Below are 16,566 nucleotides of genomic sequence, written 5' to 3' on the forward strand. Positions count from 1 at the left end.
CCGCCTAAGATTGCAAATAAAGTGGGACAACCTATCGTTTCCCACTTTATTTTATCCATTAAACAGTTCGTTCTGTATGACCCATCCGTTTAGCTAATGGCAGCCAACACAATAAAACCAGTATGGATGTTAAAAACATTAAAAGCCCAAGGCTAAACTGCCCATCCTGTGGTAACAATGCAGAGATCCATGTTGCAACCCCTGAACCTACATTTTGCAATCCCCCTACCAGCGCTCCGGCAGCACCCGCTAAATAAGGGAATGGCTCCATTGCCCCCGTTGTTGCTAAAGGAAATAGCATCCCAGCACCAAAGAAAAAGACGGCGGCTGGCACCAACAATGTCCATGTATTCATAATACCAAACCAACTTGGTAGCCACATCATGATACCTGCCAGCAGGCAAATTAATACGGCGTGCCACATCAGGTGATAAAAGGTTTTTCCTTCACGCCCTGCATACCAAGCACCAAAAAAAGCGGCAGGGATCGGCAGAATAAATAAAATGCTCACGGTGATACTACTTAACCCCAAAACTCCCCCCATTAATACACCGCTACTCGACTCAAACACGGCTATCCCTGCTAACGCGCCTATCAGCATTGCTAAATACGATAAAAATGAGCCGTTTGATAATAGCGCTCGGTATGAATCAACCATTCTGTGTTTTTCAGGCGAAACTGGGCGGGTTTCAGGTAGCCAACGGTACATACTTAATAACACTGATGCACCTAAGATAAACAGGAAAATATAACAGGCATGCCACCCCCAAAAATGGGCTAATATACCACCAAACATGGGTGCCAATAATGGGCTAACTAATACCCCCATATTTAATAAACTATTTGCATAGCGCAACGCAGTGCCTTTATATAAATCACGCGGCATGGTCCTCGCCATCACACCAGCTACGCCAGTACCTAGCCCCTGTAAACCGCTGGCAACTGTTAATGTCGTCAAGGTTGGAGCAAAAATCGCCAAGATGGTGGAAAATAAGAAAATTGTCAAACCGAACAAAATAACAGGTCGGCGGCCAATTTGGTCGGACAACGGACCATACAATAACTGTGAAAAACCATAAGAAAATAAATAAGCGGCCATTACCTGCTGAACAGCCCCGGAAGGCTCATTAAAATACACCGCTATTTCAGCTATCACAGGGACATAAATAGTTTGTGTCATTTGGCCGACAGCCGCTAATGCAATTAACATTAATAACAGATTGAAATGTTCCAGCTTTCTCATTTTTCTCTCAAATATATCAAAACCCCGGATAGACAATCCGGACACACAATAACGCTGTATTATTTAAAAATAATACAGCGACTATTTAGACATTAAATTATCAATATTTAATTGTTGTTCTGCGCTTTAAACCTGCTTCAGGTAAATAACAAACAACAGATTTTGTCCTACTGTGATTAAGATAACAAAAATTACCCTTTATTCGTAGTAGCAGTACATTTTAGTTTATTTAACAATGGCAGTAATATTCGCCAACACTGTCAAGATAACTGTACATTGAAATTGAAAATAAGCCATATTTAAGAATAAATCACTGGGACACATTATCGATAAGCATAAATAGTGAACTGATTTAGTATTAAATCCTAATGATCCATTCCCTAGCTAATTCATGTAATCAATATGTCGTTTTAGTTAGTTTATTTTGAAATACTAAGAGGTGGAATTTATGGCAAATTGGGTAACTGGGAAAGTCATTGAAGCCAAATTTTGGACTGATGCATTATTTAGCCTTGTCATTGAGGCGCCAATTAAACCTTTTACAGCCGGACAATACGCTAAATTAGCACTGGAAATCGAGGGAGAAAGAGTTCAACGAGCCTATTCCTACGTTAACGCACCGAGCGATAACCGGCTTGAATTTTACTTTGTGATTGTTCCTGGAGGGAAATTAAGCCCACAACTTGCAAAATTAAAGCCTAACGATACCTTACAAATCACGGATGAAGCTGCCGGATTTTTTGTCTTGGATGAAATACCAGAATGCAAAAATTTATGGATGCTTTCAACCGGAACTGCCATCGGGCCGTTTTTATCCATCTTACAAGAAGGTAAAGACTTAGCGCGTTTTGATAATATCATCTTGCTACATGCAGTACGTTTTGCAAAAGATTTAAGCTATTTGCCTCTCATGAAAGCTTTAGAACAACAATTTCATGGGAAAGTTAAGGTTGTCACTGTCGTGAGCCGTGAACAGTGCTCAAACTCTCTCCATGGGCGTGTCCCCGCTCTCATTGAAAGCCATGCGCTAGAGAATGCAGTGGGTGTAACCCTTTCTCCTGATACCTGCCATGTCATGTTATGTGGTAACCCTGAGATGGTAAGAGATACGCGCGAAATGCTGAAAAATAGCCACGGGATGGTTAAGCACCTACGCCGAAAACCCGGCCATATTTCTAGTGAACAATACTGGTAAACAGGCCCAATAGACCCGCAACGTTAGCAATCATGTAAAAGTACTACCCTGAGAGATGCTCAGGGTAGTTTTGGCTCCATAGCCTCACGCTATAGATACTCAACGGGTTCTGTTTTCTCACCATACTGATTCGCACTTTCCATTCCCAAAAAAGCGCCGCAATCTAAAACCATGATCATGGTAATTAGCAAAGGTAAAAAACGGCCTATTCCCCATTGCCATATCGGCTCAAATTGGCTGACATCTATCGAAAACAGGGCAAATGCGAGTACGATTAACCCGAACCAGCCCCCTGACTTACCTCTGTCATGTAAACGCTTCACAAAAATCGCTGCTAGGGGATAAAGTAATACAATAAAGAAAACTAAAGAGAATATTTCAGGCAATAAAAATACATTTTGTAATAGTGCAACAGCCGTTATTAAAATAAAAGTGGCGGCAATACCTACCCAAAATGGCCGGCGACCGATACGACCTTTGAAGGAAAAAGCCCATTGTTGTAATGTCATTACCTATAATCCTGATACAATATGAAAACCCAAAGAATGAGTGTCAAAAAAATGCCCCAAACCTTATTTCGTTCTATATACGCCATCATAACCATTTTTGCGCTTAGTGTGCCACAATTGGTCTTGGCTCAGAAAGTGCCAACAATGCCAGATACCGACGTTGAAGTCGCCTATTTAGCTCCTGATTCCCCTTCTTTTGACCTCACCATTCCTAAATTGCGCAATCAATTTAACCAAACTTATAAAGATTTATATCTTCACGAATATAAAGTGATTGCCAGCCAAGACATTTCCGCACCTTATATTCGGGCAGCTTCTCGTATAAACCAATACATATACTCATCCGCGGTTTTAGAGCGTGGAAGCGAAAAAATTAAGAGCTTACAAATTACGCTACTCCCCGCAGAAAATAGCCAAGAAGCACAAGCAAACCAACAGTTAATGGAACGCTATACCATCGCAATTATCCACCAATTTGCCCCCGATGTCCCACTTGATAAAGCTCCTGAACTCACTGAGGCATTAAATAAAATTATGGCAGACAAAAACACAAACCGGGCTGAAGAAGCTCGCTTCGGGGTATTGAGGTATATTTTAGTAAAAAGTGACAATAATGTGCTTACTTTTGCTGTTGAACCGATTAAGCTAGAACAACAAACGCCCTAAACGGATAGTGATCACGCTCTCAGAATAAGCATGATAAAAAGCAAAGCTATTATCATCTATTGTTCTTATAATACGAAAGGTGAATGGCGACAAAACTGTCACGTTGCGCGTACAACATCAGCGCGTAATGAATAACTTATTGATTAATCATTCAAACTCTCTGGTTGGAGGAAACAACATGCGACATCCATTGGTAATGGGTAACTGGAAACTAAACGGCAGCACCCATATGGTCAATGACCTGATCGCAGGTCTGCGTAATGAACTTAGCAGCGTTGATGGCTGCGATGTAGCAATTGCGCCACCAGCAATCTACCTGACTCAAGCTAAACATGCATTGGCAGGTAGCCGTATTGCATTAGGTGCACAGAACGTTGACGTTAACCTGTCTGGCGCATTCACAGGCGAAACATCTGCTGAAATGCTGAAAGATGTCGGTGCCAAGTACATTATTATTGGTCACTCAGAGCGCCGTACCTATCACAATGAAAGTGATGAATTTGTTGCTAAAAAATTCGCTGTATTAAAAGAACAAGGTTTAATCCCAGTTCTGTGCATTGGTGAAACAGAAGCAGAAAATGAAGCAGGTAAAACTGAAGAAGTCTGTGCTCGCCAAATCGATGCTGTACTGAATTCATTAGGCGCAGAAGCATTCGAAGGTGCAGTAATTGCTTATGAACCAATTTGGGCTATCGGTACTGGTAAATCCGCAACTCCAGCCCAAGCACAAGCAATTCATAAGTTTATCCGTACTCATATTGCGAAAAAAGATGCTGCAATTGCTGAGCAAGTGATCATCCAATACGGTGGTTCTGTGAATGCAAGTAATGCTGCTGAGTTATTTACTCAACCAGATATTGACGGCGCTTTAGTTGGTGGTGCATCACTAAAAGCTGACGCATTTGCAGTCATTGTAAAAGCAGCAGCTGAAGCGAAAAAAACTAAATAACCTTATTAGGTTATTCATGTTTATTCTTAACCGCCATTTATTGGCGGTTTTTTATTAGATAATAGTTATATTTAATGGAATATATTAAATACTTTATAATACTTTTTGTTCACATAATAAAATATAGCTTTAGATTTAAAACCTGAAGTTATTTAAATTTAAAACAATTAAAATTAATCTTCAAATTAATTAATAAACAAATGATTAAGAAAAACCAGATAGCATAATTAAGACAACATTCAAATATAAACAAAGTAAAAATAAAACCATTAAAATCAATTAATTAAATATCATTACTCTTTTCCATTACAAATATCATTCCTCATAAATCAAATAATAACAGTAGACTAAAAATAAAATATAATTCAGATTTATCCAACTTAAAAAATCAACAATGATTATTCATCTCATCATAAAGGATAAATATGAAATATATAGTTAGTCTAATTTATAGCATCATAATTATATTCCCGACTATTTGCTTTTCTGAAAAAAAACAGGATGCTTGGCATATAAAAACCAATGTTTATCTAGAAATAGAAGAATATCGCGGTCAACGTGATGCATTCAACAATAAAGTCTACGACAAAATCAGCACTGTTGGGAAATTAAAGCTAACCAACCCCGCATCAGACTGGCATTTTGCTCTAGAACACAGGGAATCATTAAGAAACCATGGGCGTAATTTTAGCCCATCTCGGGACGCTTATATTCGCAACCGAACCCAATTTGATATCACAAAGAAATTGGTTAAATCAAAACAATCTGATCTCGACCTTAGCTTCCGCTATCGTAAAGAATCCAATGACTCTGCTCCAGGCACCAAAGCTCGCTCATCAAATCGCTTATATGCATTAACGCCATCAGGTAACTATTATTTTAACGATAATTTGTCATTTAATTTTTGGCTTTCTTATCTTTACTATAGTAACTATTTTAATTCCAATAGTTATGAAGCAGAAACAGAATATGGTCTCACTTATCAACATTCCGATGCATTGAAAGCCAAACTAACCGTTTATATAGATAAACTATGGGATAACAGTTTCAGTGACCGGTTTATGCAGTCACAGCTTCGGGCATATTTTCCCATTACTCTTAATGACAATTGGCAGTTTACACCTTACTTTCGCTACTATTTAAGCGAACACACTTATGATGAAAACCATTACTTAACGCAAAAAGCTAAAAATGGTTTCCGAATTGGTGCTGATGTGGAATACCATGTTACTCCCTCATTAACGTTATGGGGAGGTGCCGCTTACGAACCCACTACATGGCAATATTCTAAAAAGAATGACATCACCTCTGGCGATAATAATAAACAAGTACTCTATCTTGGAAAAATTGGGGTAAAATATACTTGGTAACCCTTAATTCATAGGGCTTAGTTATTTTTTACAGAAAAATAAGCCACGTTGCTTTTATATGTGGCTTTAATATTTTTGCTCGCCATTTACTAATTTTATAAAATTAAATCAAATAAAAACTAAATTGCCCGATGAAACAATAAAGCATAAACAAGATACAAAGATATATATACTATTTAACCATATTTAAGGCTTAGGTCACACAACGAAATAATACCAAAATGAAATTATTCCAGGTAATAATAAACTATTCCGGGATAATTATTGTTTAATATCATACAAATGAATCTGCTATATCTAAGTCACTATTTCCTCGCTATTCCCATTACCTTAAAATGAAGAATAGTATCAACTGTGATTTTTCTCACATCATAAATAAATTTTGGCACTTATTATTCCTCGAAAAATAACCTAGAGAAAATAATATGAAAAAGCTTACCTTACTGGCTGCATGCCTTTTCAGTGCATGGTCAATCGCCGACCCAATGACACAAGCCCAGCTCAATGATTTATGGAAAAATAAACAAAAATCAGCTGAAGAAATCGTTAATAACATGTCTGAAGCAGAAAAAATCGGCCAGTTATTTATGTTGGATTTCAGATATTGGAATAACGATAGCAATGGTGACCCAGCCCCATTCCTTGCTATGAATGATGAAGTCTCTAAAGTGATCAACCAATACCATTTAGGGTCTGTTATTTTATTCCGTGAAAACTTAATAGATACACCACAAACCGTTGAACTTATTAATCAATTACAATCATCTCGTAGTAATTTACCCTTATTTATCGGTACCGACCAAGAAGGCGGATATGTAACACGCTTGAGAGTTGGGACTGAAATGCCGGGAAATATGGCCTTAGGCGCGACTCGTAACCCGGCACTTGCTGAACTGACAGGGATGATCCACGGATATGAGTTATCTAGCCTTGGGTTTAACATCAACTTTGGCCCTGTCGTTGATATTAATAACAACCAAAATAACCCTGTGATTGGTGTCCGCTCATATTCTGATGATAAAAACCTAGTTGAAACATTGTCCACCAGCTATATAAAAGGGATACATAAATATAACCTACTGACTTCTATTAAACATTTCCCAGGACATGGTAATGTTTCCGCCGATTCCCACGTTGATTTACCTGTGGTGAATTCTGATACAAAAACGTGGCATTCTACTGAACTCGCCCCATTTAAATATGCTTTAGCACATGGCGCAGATGCGGTCATGACCGCTCATATTATTGTCCCTGCCCTTGATGACCATAAAATCACAACGTTGGCGGGGAAAAAAGTTGGCACCCCAGCAACCTTATCCAAACCTATTTTACACGGTATCTTACGCGATGAGCTAAAGTATGATGGGCTAATTATCACTGATGCAATGGACATGGGGGCAATAGCTGACAACTTTGACATGAATTGGGCCGTCGAAACATCACTGTTAGCGGGTTCCGATATTGTATTAATGCCAATAAAGATGTGGGATACAGAAGCAATTACACGCCTAGATAACATGTATCGTTACTTAGAAACACAAGCGGCGAAAAACCCTGAGTTAAAAAAACGTATTGATGAGTCGGCGAAACGAGTCGTCTTGAAAAAACTTCAACAAGAAATTACGGCGCAGCCTATTAACCTCACTGAGGCTAAACAAATTGTAGCGTCTAAAAGCCATAAAGACCTAGAAAATATGGTTTCTGAACAAGCAATTACATTAATTAAGAATGATAATATTCTGCCCTACCAGCTAAAACCTCAAAACCGTATCTTAGTTATTTCTGATGAAAAACCACGTAATGCGTTAATCCAGAAACAGTTAAGTGATATTGCGGAAGAAACAGACGTAATCATTAATAGCAGCGACAATGTAATAAAACTAAATGAAAATACGCTATCAAAAAGCGAGGCTAGAGATATCGTTAAAAAACAAGATTTAATTTTACTGACAACCTATAACCTGAAAGATACCCCAACAAATGCTCAGCTAATTATTGATGCTGCTAATAACGCAAATATACCGCTTGTTGTTATTTCTTCACGTAATCCATATGACATTGCCTATTTAAATGATGTTAAAGCTAACATTGCTATTTATGGGATCACTGGCTTCGATGTGACTAATAATAACCGCAATTCGTTGGAAACTAATATCCGTAGCGGGCTACGTACGCTGTTTGCTAACCGCGCTGCACAACCTCTAAACCCACCTCAAGGGTTGCTCCCCGTCAATATCAAAAACCCACAAGGGGACAAAATCCTATTCCCTTATGGTCATGGTGAAAACTACCACACCACATATTAATTCTTATTAACAAATTAGCCTTTATACCTCCACGGTATAAAGGCTAGATACTCACGTCCGTCATAACGGCACTAAAAATAAAAAACACATAAAAAAATAAAGGGTTAAAATGAAAACTTCACTGAATGGTTTATTTCTTACCGCACTATCTGGGCTAACAGCATCTGCTTTTGCGGCAGAGCCAGTAAACAATGATTATTGGCGAATATCTTCTAACGTATATATGGAACTCGAAAAATTTGAAGGCCACCATAATACTAATGATCGCAAAGTTTTTGATAAAACCAGCATGATAGGCCAGCTATTTTTAGTTAACCCAGAGTCAAAATGGAGCTTTTTCCTTGAGCACAAGGAATCATTACGTAGCTATAACCACGACTTTTCAACTTCAAAAGATTCGTTTATTCGTAACCGTACACAAATTGGTGCAACGCGAAAAATGTATTCAAGTGATATTGGGCAGTTCAACTTAAATGTAACTTACCGAAAAGAATCAAATGATTCTGCACCAGGTACACAAGCACGCCCATCGAATACCATGTTTTGGTTAATGCCTAGTGGAACCTATAACTTTAACGACAAATGGGCATTTAACTTCTGGGATGCGATATACCACTACGATAATTTCCATGCAGCGAATAGTTATGAGTGGGAGTCTGAACACGGTTTAGTCTATAAAATCAATGATTCTGCAACCGCAAAAGTGTATATGTATACCGACTGGACATGGGATAAAGACTTCAATAAGACGTGGGAACAAAACCAAATTCGCGGCTACTTCCCAATAACACTCAACCAAGATTGGAGCGTTATGCCCTATTTTCGCTACTATTTAAATGAACATAACTATGATAGTAACAAACGTACAACGCAAAAAGTGAAGGATGGCTATCGCGTCGGGACTCAAGTTTTCTATAACTTAACACCAAAACTCACTCTTTGGGGTGGCTTCGCCGTTGAGCCAAGCACTTGGGAAAACCCTAAAAATGCAGGGATCACCTCTGGAAGCAACAACCGCCAAACCTTCTATCTTGGCCAATTAGGTGTGAAATATCAGTGGCAATAAATTAACCTCATTCCTAGTCTGCCCCTCACAGGCTAGGAATGATATCCCACTGATTATTAGTTAGACTCAAAATAGTTCGCGCTAAGCATCCCCTAGATGCATACACCAGTGGTTAATCAACGTAGCCAACAGCACTACAGTGTGAAATATAAAACGTATTAACGCTGAATAATTTCATCAAACACCCCACCATTGGCAAAATGCGTGCTTTGTGCCGCCTGCCATCCGCCAAAGCTTTCATCGACGGTCAGCAATTTAAGCTCAGGAAACTGCTGACGATATTTTTTAGCAACTTCACTATTTCGTGGGCGATAATAGTTTTTCGCAGCGATTTCCTGCCCTTGTAAGGAATATAAATGGGCTAAATAAGCTTCAGCAACAACTCTGCGGTCTCGTTTATCAACGGTTTTATCCACCACAGCGACTGTTGGTTCAGCTAAAATAGAAATGCTGGGTGTCACTATTTCAAACTGGCCATTTTCCCCTAATTCATTGATAGCGAGTAACGCTTCATTTTCCCAAGCTATCAATACATCACCGATCCCACGCTCAACAAAGCTATTCGTTGCACCACGAGCGCCGGAGTCTAATACTTCAACATTTTGATAGAGCCGCTTTACAAATTGCTTTGCTTTTTCAGAGTCTTGTTGGTTTTTATCTAAGGCATAGCCCCATGCGGCTAAATAATTCCAACGAGCCCCCCCAGATGTTTTCGGGTTAGGCGTCACCACAGAAACATCCGGACGAATTAAATCATCCCAATCTTGGATATTTTTGGGGTTATCTTTGCGGACTAAAAAAACAATAGTCGATGTATAAGGAGCTGAGTTATCAGGAAGTTTTTTGGCCCAGTCTTTATCAATACGGCCACTTTGCGCGATAGCATCCACATCATAAGCTAATGCCAATGTCACCACATCTGCTTCTAAGCCATTCATCACCGATATCGCTTGCTTACCTGACCCACCATGAGATTGGCGAACAGTCACACTATCACCGGTTTTATTTTTCCAATAATCGCTAAACTCCTGATTATATTGTTGATAAAACTCTCGGGTTGGATCATAAGATACATTCAACAACTGAATATTTTTCGCCCAAGTGCCTGTAGTTAATACTAATAGCAACGCTGCTGCCAATCGAGACTTTGTCACCTGCCATGAATGCGTCATCTTTTACCCCATCAAGTTTTAGATAAGGAAGAGGCTGACAGATAGAATCAATTACGAGAAATAATTAAAAAGAAAAACTTATGCGTATGGGGAATATGTAGAATAAAAAACAAGCGGGTCGCAACAAGACTACAAAACGAATATTAACTCAACAACCTAGCTGTCTAGGGCGAAAAATAGCATCAAACCTGCACAGTAGAAACCAACCATGCAGGAGAGATTTGCAATTACAGAGGGATTAATACAATTTTTTCGCTGTATCGAACCAGTCTTTCTTGAAGACCCTTTTCATATTCATTACAGCATCAATAATATCATGGTGTACTAATTTCTCATTTTGGATACCAACACAACGCCCGCCATAGCCTTCAAGCAGCAACTGTATTGAATAAGCCCCCATGCGAGAAGCTAAAATACGGTCATAAGCCACTGGGGAGCCACCGCGCTGAATATGGCCAAGAACCGTCGCACGTGTTTCGTGATGCGTCTCTTGTTCAATATATTTTGCTAATTCACCAACATCACAAACGTGCTCAGTGATAGCTACAATCGCATGGCGTTTGCCTTTTTCGATGCCGCGTTTAATCTCTGATAACAGCTCTTCACGGTCAAATGCCATTTCCTGTTCTGGTAATACCAAAAACTCACAACCGCCGGCAATGGCTGCGGATAGCGTTAAGTCACCACAATAGCGCCCCATCACTTCAACAATAGAAATACGTTTATGGGATGTTGAGGTATCACGTAGGCGGTCAATCGCTTCAACAACGGTTTCAAGCGCAGTAAAATAACCGATAGTGTAATCCGTACCCGCGACATCATTGTCGATTGTCCCCGGCAGGCCAATACATGGGAAACCAGCTTCTGTCAGTGACTTAGCCCCTAAATATGAACCATCACCACCGATAACCACTAATGCATCTATATGGTTTTTCTTCAGATTTTCAAACGCAACAGCGCGCACTTTTTCATCACGGAATTGTGGGAAACGTGCTGAACCTAAAAAAGTACCACCACGGTTAATCATATCCGACACACTGTATCGGTCTAATTGTTTCATTCGGTTTTCATACAACCCGAGGTACCCATCAAAGATACCCATGACCTCTAAGCCTTCGCCTAGCGCTGCGCGTACCACGCCGCGGATCGCTGCATTCATGCCCGGTGCGTCACCACCACTCGTTAAAACCCCAATTCTTTTAATCTGCTTGACCATGATGACCTCTGATTAATGAATATAAAATTGCAAATCTATAAACTCATTGAGTTACTTAATTTTTTCGTGCTAACTGCGTTTAACTACAAAGCTGAATTGATTCACCTAGCAAATAATACGGCAAATAGGTGATTATGCCTCTGCTTTCCATCAAGCTTTTATGCTTTATTGTGATCTAGTTTACATAATTCTAGCTGATGACCCCAATAGGTAAATATTTCAGCACTAAATAAATGTAATGCCCTAGACTAACCAGCTATAGCCCTAGATCGCATCTTAGTTTGAAATAAAAATTAAGTATTGATGATAACACTTAAATTCATCCTATGCTGTATCTGTCAAACAAAAGAAAAGCACCTTACGGTGCTTTTGAATAAACGAACAAAAACGAAAACGAAATACCTTTATGTATAGTAATATCGCGTTAAATGGAAAAAAATTGGAGCAGCAAAACACAGTGAGTCAATTCTATCTAACATCCCCCCATGCCCCTCAATAATAGCGCCGAAATCTTTAATTCCGCTATCCCGCTTAATCGCTGACATGCATAAACCACCAACAAACCCCATAATCGTGATCGCCAATGACATCAGCCCGGCAACCCACCAGCTAAAAGGTGTCACCCAATAAAGGGATATCCCGATCAACACAGAAGATAAAATGCCACCGACAAAACCTTCTATCGTCTTGTTTGGGCTTAGTTTTGGCACAATAGGGTGCTTACCCATCAGTTTGCCAAATACATATTGAAGCACGTCTGAAATCTGCGTCACGATGATCAAGAAAAGTAATAATTTTGCATTTTCCCCTTCATAACCTTCAATATTTAACATCAACAAAGCAGGAACATGGCTTAAACAGAAAACAGCGACTAGCATTCCCCATTGAATTTTAGCGGTACGTTCAAGAAAATGAAAAGTATCCCCAGCTAAGGCAATTCGGGTCGGTAAAAACAAAAAGACAAAAACAGGAATAAAAATCGAAAATAACCCATACCATTCAATACCAACAAGCAAGTATTGCAACGGAATGAACACGAAGAAGCACCAAAATAGGGCTTCATGGTCACTTCTACGTGTTGGCGTTAACGTAATAAACTCTCTTAGTGCGAAGAATGATATCAAGGCAAATAAGATCACCACACCAATATTACCTAACACAACGGCAAGCACACAGATAATGCACATAACCCACCATGCACGTATACGCGCATTTAAGTTATCAATGGTTGGGTTACTTTTCTCACCAGAATAGCGATAAGCTAAAATGCCGCCGATCACACTCGCAAACACTAATATACCAAATACACCAGATAATAATAAAACGAGCTCACTGTCCCAAATACTCATGGCATCAACTCCTCAAGTGCTGCTTTTGCGCGTTGCAAAAACACCGTTTTATTTTCATTTTCCATTAGAGGTGCCAATGGCTGACCCACCATTGCAGAACAAATTATTGGAACAACAAGTTTGGTGCCTTTAGGTAATACCCGATTTAAGTTTTCCAAATACACGGGAACCACTTCAACGTCAGGGTATTTTTTCGCAAGGTGATAAAGGCCGCTTTTAAATTGGCTCAACGTTTCGCCATCACCCCTTGTCCCTTCAGGAAATAAAATCAAAGAATGCTTAGCATCCAATACCGACTCAAGCGGTTGCAAAATAGCATTTTGTGCAGGTTTGTCCCCTTTTCTTTCCACCAATACTGCACGAAAGACTTTATTAACAAGATAGCGGCGAAAAGGTGTTTTATCCCAATAGTCCTTCGCCGCTACAGGGTGAACAAAATGGCGCATAAGAGGGGGTAAACCAGACCAAATAACTAGGCCATCAAGGTGGCTTGAGTGGTTTGCATAATAAATACGGGGGGTCATTGATGGCTGGCAGCCCACCCAACGAGTGCGAACGCCTGTTAATAAACGACAAGTTCCCGATAACAACATGCCCATTCCCTTCGCGAGAAGAGAAATTTTCTGCACTTTTTCCATCTTTTTTCCTTGCTAGCGTTTTATCACAAGTAAAACTGCAAAATTACGAAAAAAACTGAATATCGTTAATTGGTTAAGATAGAGAGTCAATAACAAGAGTACAACGGGGTAAGTTCTGATTTATATCATCAAATAATATAAGGACAGCGATACTAAGACAAACAGCAGGGAATAACAAAGGTGTAGCGGCATGTATTTACGCCGCTACACTGAGTAGACAAAATTAATAATTATTTTTTGTCGGCCGCAATACGGTCACGAATATTTTGCGCACGTTCGCTTGATGGTGGGTGAGAGTCAAACATACTTGTCTCTTGGCTACCCATTTTGGCTAGTTTTTCAAAACCAGTCACTAAACCTTCCGTCTTAATGCCACGTTTTTTCAGCAGGTCATAAGAGAAGTTATCTGCTTGGCTTTCTTGGTGTTGAGAGAACTGAGAATTAACCAGTTTTTCACCTAGAGCAGCCAATTGAGATGCACTTAATTGTTCTGCAACGCCACCCACTGATGCAGCTGCTGTACGTGCTGCTACGGCACCGTATGCAACTTGCATAGCTTTACGTGTATGACCTAATGCAACGTGGCCCATTTCATGGCCTAAAACGCCTTCGACTTCGTTATCATTCATAACATCCATCAAGCCGCTATATACACGGACACAGCCATTTGCCATCGCCCACGCATTCACATCGCTAGTCAGATAAACTTTATAATTTACTGGAGTACCGTCAACTTCATTACCTAGTGCTTTTGCGATTTTATCTAAACGTTTAGCGTATTTGCTAGAAGCGGGAGCAATTTTGTTTTGTGCATCCATCTCTTTACAAGATTGATCGCTTAGCTGTTTAACATCTGAATCACTCAATGTTGCTGCTTGGAATAACTGCATACCAGAGTTAGTCAGCATCCCTTGGTCTAAGTTTTTACAGCCCGTTAAGATGACAGCAGAAACAGCGACCGCCACAAGTGCCTTCATTTTCATAGAACATTTTTCCTTTAGAATATATAAGTATTATATTTTTTAGTAATGCTAAAGCCTATAAATTCTGCGGAAAATAACAATAGGAATAAAGCCATAATTATTCAATATATGAATTTGATAATGTTTTTATTAAAATTGTAAATTTGTCAGAACATTATTCTGACAAATAACACTTTAAACATTTAATTCACAGAAAATATGCAAATATAGAGTCATCATAAATTGCAACTACCTAATAAATAACTCAATTATACAAAAATCACTTTCCTTATTTTGTTCAAGACTAAAATTCAAGACCCGCTCATTCCCTTTAACCAATAAGGTTTCAGATTGATTTAAATAAACGTTTTCTAAATTGATTTCCATATTTAAACTATGGCTATTATTAAATATTAAAATTTCGTTGGCATCACTATGCCAAGAATTGACTGACGTTGAATTAACCCATTGTAACCGAGCGGCATATTTTTCAGGGTTATAAATCAAGTTAAAATCACGAATGGGGCCGTTAATTAGTTCGGCATGTACGTCACTTTCACCATAAAAAGCAAAGAATGATTTAGATTTTAGTGCAACTGGCGCATTATTATCGACATGTAAAATAAGCCCATCCCCCTCTAGTACACCAATGATACGCTGCCGCCCCATAAAATGAGAAAATGGCCCCGCCGTTTTTACATCAGCAATCGACACTCGCCAATCAAAGTCATCTAAACCCTCACCATGACTACGAGCCACTTCAAGGGTTGAACCTTGGCCATTTTTCCAAGGCATATTGCGATAATCTTGTGTTGTTAATATCTGAATCATAAGGTGAACCCTGCTTTTGATGGATACGTTATTTTATCATAGCGACCCTGATTGAATTGCTAACTATAGCTAACAACTATAAATCAAAAGCGAGTGTTGCGATAAAAAAAAAGCCCCTAGCAGGGGCTATAAAAGACAGGGATGGTGTTCGTTATTGAATCATAATCAATTGTTATATAAAGATTTATAATTTTCACTGTCCACGTTCCGTCCACATCGACCATTATTGACCAACAAGCCGCTTTTTTTTGAGCGGCTTGCTATTTTCAATTTCATACATGACCATATGCTAGATTTTACTTAAAACATACGGTGAACAAATGGAAAAAATCATTGTTGCAATATCATCTATTGGATTTCTCGCATTCATCCTAGGTTTGATAAAACCTAAACTGGTTTTCATGCCAAACAGGAAAATGTCATCGCTTGTCTACTTGGCTGTTTTTATTGGTGCTGCTATTTTGGGTTCCATATTATACCCAAAACCCTCTAGTACGGCGGTTCCAACAAGAGAAGATGATCAATCTAGTTTGACCAAAGAAAAAAAAGAACCTGAAATAACAAAAGAAAAACCATTTAAATATAAAGAGTTAACTTTATCAAAGTATAAAATGGAGCACAAAGAGGACCGCACGAAAATTATCAAAAACTACATAGAACACAAACAATTAAACCCGCAAGATACCGACCTCTTTTATAACTGTATTAGTCAAATTTCTTACACTAAATCCCCTGACCTAAACCTTAATGATACTCTAGGTTGGTGTTATGCTGACTTTATGCGCGATCCAAAGTCACTAAATGACCGAGTAAACCTTGATACTTTTATGTCAAATTTCAGTAAGTTTAGTGGTGCATATAGGCCACTCGAAAAATTAATTAAAAATAATATGGATGATGACAGCAGCTACAAGCACGATGAAACGGATTACCGATTTGTTTTTGATGCAAAGCCGCCTTATGCAGTCGTTAGTACCATTTTCAAAGGTAAAAATTCCTACGGTGCAATTGTTAAAGAAAATATAAAGGTTAAGGTGGATTTAGCGACAGGCGATATTTTAGAGGTTATTCCTCAATAAAAATCTTAACCCCTC

General features: G+C 39.0%; 15 protein-coding genes. 7 read left to right on the forward strand and 8 right to left on the reverse strand.

The features are described from left to right. Positions 1-58: 58 nt before the first annotated feature. Positions 59-1,243: a multidrug efflux MFS transporter EmrD gene (gene emrD, locus ACIPUA_RS15090; protein ID WP_048605741.1), complete on the reverse strand. Its 1,185-nt coding sequence runs from the start codon at positions 1,241-1,243 to the stop codon at positions 59-61. 448 nt (positions 1,244-1,691) lie between these two features. Here emrD and fpr point away from each other — a divergent pair, with 448 nt between their 5' ends. Further along, positions 1,692-2,438, forward strand: coding sequence for a ferredoxin--NADP(+) reductase (gene fpr / locus ACIPUA_RS15095; RefSeq protein ID WP_042846681.1), 747 nt, complete (start codon positions 1,692-1,694; stop codon positions 2,436-2,438). A gap of 89 nt (positions 2,439-2,527) precedes the next feature. Here the strand turns inward: fpr and ACIPUA_RS15100 are convergent, their stop codons facing one another. Further along, on the reverse strand, positions 2,528-2,947 hold the full coding sequence (locus ACIPUA_RS15100) for a DUF805 domain-containing protein (protein WP_042846682.1): 420 nt from the start codon (positions 2,945-2,947) through the stop codon (positions 2,528-2,530). Between the two features lie 36 nt (positions 2,948-2,983). Between ACIPUA_RS15100 and ACIPUA_RS15105 the strand changes: the two genes are divergently transcribed. The 5 genes from ACIPUA_RS15105 (at position 2,984) to ACIPUA_RS15125 (ending at position 9,304) form a co-directional block, all read left to right on the forward strand. Further along, entirely contained in the window at positions 2,984-3,613 is a 630-nt protein-coding gene (locus ACIPUA_RS15105) for a DUF1454 family protein (protein ID WP_449059830.1), read from the forward strand. A gap of 178 nt (positions 3,614-3,791) precedes the next feature. After that, complete coding sequence (gene tpiA / locus ACIPUA_RS15110; protein ID WP_042846683.1) at positions 3,792-4,562, forward strand: triose-phosphate isomerase; 771 nt, start codon at positions 3,792-3,794, stop codon at positions 4,560-4,562. Between the two features lie 425 nt (positions 4,563-4,987). Further along, positions 4,988-5,932 (forward strand): OmpG family monomeric porin, encoded by a 945-nt coding sequence (locus ACIPUA_RS15115; protein ID WP_071548723.1) that lies wholly within the window; start codon positions 4,988-4,990, stop codon positions 5,930-5,932. A gap of 425 nt (positions 5,933-6,357) precedes the next feature. Continuing rightward, positions 6,358-8,238, forward strand: a complete 1,881-nt coding sequence (locus tag ACIPUA_RS15120; protein ID WP_449059831.1) for a glycoside hydrolase family 3 N-terminal domain-containing protein — start codon at positions 6,358-6,360, stop codon at positions 8,236-8,238. A gap of 109 nt (positions 8,239-8,347) precedes the next feature. Then, positions 8,348-9,304: an OmpG family monomeric porin gene (locus ACIPUA_RS15125; RefSeq protein WP_042846686.1), complete on the forward strand. Its 957-nt coding sequence runs from the start codon at positions 8,348-8,350 to the stop codon at positions 9,302-9,304. Between the two features lie 158 nt (positions 9,305-9,462). On the opposite strand, the gene ACIPUA_RS15130 is transcribed toward ACIPUA_RS15125, so the two are convergent. The 6 genes from ACIPUA_RS15130 to ACIPUA_RS15155 form a co-directional block, all read right to left on the reverse strand. After that, positions 9,463-10,476: a sulfate ABC transporter substrate-binding protein gene (locus ACIPUA_RS15130; protein ID WP_042846687.1), complete on the reverse strand. Its 1,014-nt coding sequence runs from the start codon at positions 10,474-10,476 to the stop codon at positions 9,463-9,465. A gap of 238 nt (positions 10,477-10,714) precedes the next feature. Further along, on the reverse strand, positions 10,715-11,692 hold the full coding sequence (gene pfkA / locus ACIPUA_RS15135) for a 6-phosphofructokinase (RefSeq protein WP_042846688.1): 978 nt from the start codon (positions 11,690-11,692) through the stop codon (positions 10,715-10,717). Between the two features lie 404 nt (positions 11,693-12,096). After that, positions 12,097-13,041, reverse strand: coding sequence for a phosphatidate cytidylyltransferase (locus ACIPUA_RS15140; RefSeq protein ID WP_042846689.1), 945 nt, complete (start codon positions 13,039-13,041; stop codon positions 12,097-12,099). Next, positions 13,038-13,679 (reverse strand): lysophospholipid acyltransferase family protein, encoded by a 642-nt coding sequence (locus ACIPUA_RS15145; RefSeq protein ID WP_042846690.1) that lies wholly within the window; start codon positions 13,677-13,679, stop codon positions 13,038-13,040. The genes ACIPUA_RS15140 and ACIPUA_RS15145 overlap by 4 nt, the downstream gene beginning before the upstream one ends. A gap of 230 nt (positions 13,680-13,909) precedes the next feature. After that, on the reverse strand, positions 13,910-14,662 hold the full coding sequence (loiP, locus tag ACIPUA_RS15150) for a metalloprotease LoiP (protein ID WP_048605737.1): 753 nt from the start codon (positions 14,660-14,662) through the stop codon (positions 13,910-13,912). 228 nt (positions 14,663-14,890) lie between these two features. Further along, complete coding sequence (locus ACIPUA_RS15155) at positions 14,891-15,472, reverse strand: HutD/Ves family protein (protein WP_449059832.1); 582 nt, start codon at positions 15,470-15,472, stop codon at positions 14,891-14,893. Positions 15,473-15,792: 320 nt separating this feature from the next. Between ACIPUA_RS15155 and ACIPUA_RS15160 the strand changes: the two genes are divergently transcribed. Further along, a complete protein-coding gene (locus ACIPUA_RS15160) occupies positions 15,793-16,551 on the forward strand; it encodes a hypothetical protein (protein ID WP_449059833.1) in 759 nt (252 codons plus the stop codon). Positions 16,552-16,566 lie beyond the last annotated feature (15 nt).

This window comes from Providencia sp. AGC89, from assembly GCF_053543535.1.

What these genes read in the sequence shown, in the direction of transcription:
- pfkA (WP_042846688.1), bottom strand. Translation starts at nt 11,692, where the DNA reads ATGGTCAAGCAGATTAAAAGAATTGGGGTTTTAACGAGTGGTGGTGAC.
- ACIPUA_RS15115 (WP_071548723.1), top strand. Translation starts at nt 4,988, where the DNA reads ATGAAATATATAGTTAGTCTAATTTATAGCATCATAATTATATTCCCG.
- ACIPUA_RS15105 (WP_449059830.1), top strand. Translation starts at nt 2,984, where the DNA reads ATGAGTGTCAAAAAAATGCCCCAAACCTTATTTCGTTCTATATACGCC.
- ACIPUA_RS15145 (WP_042846690.1), bottom strand. Translation starts at nt 13,679, where the DNA reads ATGGAAAAAGTGCAGAAAATTTCTCTTCTCGCGAAGGGAATGGGCATG.
- emrD (WP_048605741.1), bottom strand. Translation starts at nt 1,243, where the DNA reads ATGAGAAAGCTGGAACATTTCAATCTGTTATTAATGTTAATTGCATTA.
- ACIPUA_RS15160 (WP_449059833.1), top strand. Translation starts at nt 15,793, where the DNA reads ATGGAAAAAATCATTGTTGCAATATCATCTATTGGATTTCTCGCATTC.
- ACIPUA_RS15155 (WP_449059832.1), bottom strand. Translation starts at nt 15,472, where the DNA reads ATGATTCAGATATTAACAACACAAGATTATCGCAATATGCCTTGGAAA.
- ACIPUA_RS15140 (WP_042846689.1), bottom strand. Translation starts at nt 13,041, where the DNA reads ATGAGTATTTGGGACAGTGAGCTCGTTTTATTATTATCTGGTGTATTT.
- ACIPUA_RS15120 (WP_449059831.1), top strand. Translation starts at nt 6,358, where the DNA reads ATGAAAAAGCTTACCTTACTGGCTGCATGCCTTTTCAGTGCATGGTCA.
- ACIPUA_RS15130 (WP_042846687.1), bottom strand. Translation starts at nt 10,476, where the DNA reads ATGACGCATTCATGGCAGGTGACAAAGTCTCGATTGGCAGCAGCGTTG.
- tpiA (WP_042846683.1), top strand. Translation starts at nt 3,792, where the DNA reads ATGCGACATCCATTGGTAATGGGTAACTGGAAACTAAACGGCAGCACC.
- fpr (WP_042846681.1), top strand. Translation starts at nt 1,692, where the DNA reads ATGGCAAATTGGGTAACTGGGAAAGTCATTGAAGCCAAATTTTGGACT.
- loiP (WP_048605737.1), bottom strand. Translation starts at nt 14,662, where the DNA reads ATGAAAATGAAGGCACTTGTGGCGGTCGCTGTTTCTGCTGTCATCTTA.
- ACIPUA_RS15125 (WP_042846686.1), top strand. Translation starts at nt 8,348, where the DNA reads ATGAAAACTTCACTGAATGGTTTATTTCTTACCGCACTATCTGGGCTA.
- ACIPUA_RS15100 (WP_042846682.1), bottom strand. Translation starts at nt 2,947, where the DNA reads ATGACATTACAACAATGGGCTTTTTCCTTCAAAGGTCGTATCGGTCGC.